General features: G+C 70.9%; 1 protein-coding gene. It reads right to left on the reverse strand.

Going from position 1 to position 4112, the window contains the following annotated elements; translation table 11 throughout:
- Positions 1–4112: type I polyketide synthase (locus AC07B0_RS40245; protein ID WP_478900589.1), on the reverse strand; the 4112-nt coding region annotated here is incomplete at both ends.

The following is a 4112-nucleotide window of genomic DNA, read 5'->3' on the forward strand; positions in this document are numbered from 1 at the left end:
GGCTCACCCTCATCCGCACGGTCATCACGCGAATGGAAGACAACAGACCGCCGACCCGACACATCAGGCGCCGCAACCGCAATCTGAAGCTCCACACCACCGTCCTCCGGCAGCACCAACGGCGCAGCCAGCGTCAGCTCATCCACCAGAGCACAACCGACCTGCTCACCCGCCCGCAGCGCAAACTCCACGAAAGCCGTACCCGGAAGCAGTACGGATCCCATAACCATGTGGTCCGCGAGCCAAGGGTGGGTCGCCAACGACAGCCGACCCGTGAGGAGCAGCCCCTCCGCGTCAGCCAGGGCCACCGAGGCACCCAGCAGCGGATGATCGGCCGACCTGAATCCCGCGGTGGTGACGTCCCCGCCGAACGCGCTGATGTCGAGCCAGTACCGCTGGTGCTGGAAGGCGTAGGTGGGCAGGTCGACGGTTCGTGCACCCGTGCCGGCGAAGTACGCCTCCCAGTCCACGGTCGCGCCGTGGCTGTGGGCGTGGGCGAGGGCGGTGTTCAGGGTTTCGGGTTCGGCGCGGCCGGCCCGGAGGGCGGGCGCGAAGCGGGCGTTCGCGGTGGTGTCCTCGGTCAGGGTCAGGCAGTCCTGGGCCATCGCCGAGAGGACGCCGTCCGGACCGAGTTCGAGGTACGTCGTCACTCCGGCGGCTTCCAGCGTGCGGACCCCGTCGAGGAAACGGACCGCTTCGCGGACGTGCCGTACCCAGAACTCCGCCGAACCCATCTCGTCCGACACCAGAGCACCGGTCAGGTTCGACACGACCGGGATGCGCGGAGCGGCGAAGGACAGTCCCTCCACCACCCGGCGGAAGTCGTCCAGCATGCCGTCCATGTGTGGCGAGTGGAAGGCGTGGCTGACCGTGAGGCGCTTGCTCTTGCGGCCGGGGAACGACCCCGCGACCGCCATCGCCGCGTCCTCGTCACCGGCGATCACCACCGCACGCGGGCCGTTGACCGCGGCCACACTCACCCGGTCCGTCAGCAGCGGCAGGACCTCATCCTCGGAAGCTTGGAGGGCGATCATCACACCGCCCGACGGCAGCGCCTGCATCAACCGGCCGCGCGCCGCGACCAGCACGCACGCGTCCTCCAGCGAAAGGACACCGGCCACGTGCGCGGCCGCGATCTCGCCGATCGAATGCCCGGACAGGAAGTCCGGCCGCACGCCCCACGACTCCAGCAGGCGGAACAGGGCGACTTGGATCGCGAACAGCGCCGGCTGGGCGTGTTCCGTGCGGTCCAGCAGACCGGCGTCTGCTCCGAACACCACATCCATCAGTGGCAGTTCGGGGGCGAATCGCGCACACACCTCGTCCAGGGCGGAGGCGAACACCGGGTAGGTGTCGTACAGTTCCCGGCCCATGCCCGGGCGCTGGCTGCCCTGCCCCGTGAACAGGAAGGCCAGCTTTCCGGCCCCGGCCGCGCCCACGACGCCCTGGGTGATCCCGGCAGGGGCCGGATCGCCGCTCTCCAGCGCGGTCAGGCCGCGCAGCAGCTCCTCCCGGTCCCCCGCCACGAGCACCGCACGGTGGTCGAACGCGGCACGCGCCGTGGCCAGTGAACGGGCCACATCCGCCGAACCGGCCTCGGGCGTGCCCTCCAGGTGGGCCCGCAGACGGGCCGCCTGGTCCCGCAGCGCGTCTGCGGACTTCGCGGACAGCACGTACGGCAGCACCGGCAGGACGGACTCCGCAGCCGGCGCGCCGGGCTCGTCCGGGGCCTGCTCGATGATGGTGTGGGCGTTGGTGCCGCTGATGCCGAACGACGACACGCCCGCGCGCCGCGGGCGGCCGGTCTCCGGCCACGGAACCGACTCCGTGAGCAGCGACACCGCGCCGTCCGCCCAGTCGACGTGGGGGGTGGGCTGGTCCACGTGCAAGGTCTGGGGCAGGATGCCGTGGCGCATGGCCTGGACCATCTTGATGATGCCCGCGACACCGGCGGCGGCCTGGGTGTGGCCCATGTTCGACTTGATGGATCCGAGCAGGAGCGGCTGGTCGGCCGGGCGGTCCTGCCCGTACGTGGCCAGCAGTGCCTGGGCTTCGATCGGGTCTCCGAGGGTCGTGCCGGTGCCGTGCGCCTCGACCACGTCCACCTCGGCGGCCGACAGGCCGGCGTTGGCGAGGGCCTGGCGGATCACGCGCTGCTGGGACGGGCCGTTGGGCGCGGTCAGGCCGTTGCTGGCGCCGTCCTGGTTGATCGCCGAGCCCCGGAGGACGGCCAGGACCGGGTGGCCCTTGGCGCGGGCGTCCGACAGCCGCTCCACGAGGAGCATGCCGACGCCCTCACCCCACGCGGTGCCATCGGCGGCGGCCGCGAAGGGCTTGCAACGGCCGTCGGTCGCGAGACCGCGCTGTCGGCTGAAGGCGATGAACGTTCCCGGGGTAGCCATGACGGTGACGCCGCCGGCGAGTGCGAGATCGCATTCGCCGCTGCGGAGTGCCTGGGCGGCCAGGTGGAGTGTGACGAGAGAAGACGAGCAGGCGGTGTCGACGGTGACGGCCGGACCTTCGAGACCGAAGGTGTAGGAGACGCGTCCCGAGGCGACACTGCCCGAGCTGGAGGTGCCCATGTAGCCTTCGAGGCCCTCGGGCGCCCGGTGGAGAAGAGTGCCGTAGTCGTTGTACATGACACCGGCGAACACACCCGTCCGGCTGCCCCGCACGGTCGCCGGGTCGATCCCGGCCCGCTCGAACGCCTCCCACGAGGTCTCCAGCAACAGCCGCTGCTGCGGGTCGGTCGCAAGGGCCTCGCGCGGGGAGATCCCGAAGAACGTCGGATCGAAGTGGTGCGCGTCGTAAAGGAATCCGCCGGTCGTGCTGTAGCTGGTCCCCTGACGGTCGGGATCGGGGTCGAAGAGGCCGTCGAGGTCCCAGCCGCGGTCTTCCGGCATGCCGGCGATCGCGTCCCTGCCCTCCAGTACGAGACTCCACAGGTCCTCGGGAGAGCGGACACCGCCGGGGAACCGACAGGCCATCGCGACGATCGCGATCGGCTCGTCATCGTGAAGGGTGGAGGCGACCGCAGTGGCGGCCGCCTCCTGACCGCCGAGCAGTTCCGCGTGGAGGTACTCCGACAGGGCGGTGGGGGTCGGGTAGTCGAAGACGAGGGTGGCGGGCAGGCGCACACCCGTGATCGCTCCGAGGCGGTTGCGGAGTTCGACGGCGGTCAGGGAGTCAAAGCCGACCTCGCTGAACGAGCGCGCCGGATCCACCGCTTCGGGCCCGGCGAAACCGAGGACCGCAGCCACCTGACCGCGCACCAACGCCAGTACTGCACCCGGTTGTTCGTCCCGAGCCAGCGCGGCAACCTGCCGGGCGAAGGCACCACCGGCGGCACCACCCCGGGCCGCACGACGTGCCGGCATCCGCACCAGCCCGGACAGCAGCGGCGGAAGCATCCCGCTGCCCGCCTGGGCCCGCAGTGCGGCGAGGTCCAGCTTCACCGGTACGAGAAGCGGGTCGTTCGTGCGCGCGGCCGCGTCGAACAGCGCGAGGCCGGTCTCCGGCGAGAGCGCGTTCACGCCGCCACGGCCCAGACGCGACACGTCCTCGGCGTCGAGTGCGTCACCCATACCGCCGACTTCGGCCCACAAACCCCAGGCCAGGGAGGCACCCGTCAGACCCTCAGCCCTGCGGTGGGCGGCGAGGGCGTCCAGGAAGGTGTTCGCCGCGGCGTAGTTGGCCTGACCGGCGCCACCGAACACACCGGCGGCCGAAGAGAACAGCACGAACGCCGACAGATCCAGATCCCGGGTCAGTTCGTGGAGGTTCCAGGCCGCGTCCACCTTCGGACGCAGAACGGCCGACAGCCGCTCGGCCGTGAGCGAACCGACCACACCGTCATCCAGCACACCGGCCGTGTGCACCACAGCCGACAACGGGTGCTCCACCGGAACACCGGCCAGTACGGCCTTCAACGATTCCCTGTCGGCCACATCACACGCCGCCCACGACACCTCGGCACCCAGGGCCGAAAGCTCAGCCGTCAGCCCCGAATCGCCCTCACCACGACGGCTCACCAGCAGCAGACGCCGCACACCGTGCTCAGCGACCAGATGACGCGCGAACAGCCCGCCCAGCGAACCACTCGCACCCGTCAC

The organism is Streptomyces sp. NPDC044704, from assembly GCF_056433525.1.